This window comes from Chryseobacterium sp. SIMBA_029, assembly GCF_046535275.1.
Taxonomy (GTDB): domain Bacteria; phylum Bacteroidota; class Bacteroidia; order Flavobacteriales; family Weeksellaceae; genus Chryseobacterium.
Map to the genome: position 1 here is coordinate 1 of NZ_JAWRXA010000833.1, position 237 is coordinate 237.

The 237-nt window shown below is 59.9% G+C and carries 1 pseudogene; it reads left to right on the forward strand.

Features of this window, described 5'->3' with window-relative positions:
• A pseudogene (locus SB679_RS26215) lies at window positions 1-237 on the forward strand (cyclase family protein); the annotation flags it as partial.

Genomic DNA, 237 nt, shown 5'->3' on the forward strand with positions numbered 1-237 from the left:
CGAGGCGATGGCAAACAAGGATGCAGCGGGTATCAGCCATACTCCTGGCTGGTCGCACGAGGTTCTCAAGTACTTGATCGAAACCCGGCACGTGTCCGCCGTGGGTCATGAGCAGACCGATACCGATCCCGGCATCGCGACCTCCCGGCAGGACTTCAGCCTGGAAACCTACGTGCTCGCCCAAGGAAAGTGGCAGATCGAACTCCTGGCTAATCTGGACGGTGTTCCAGAGGCAGG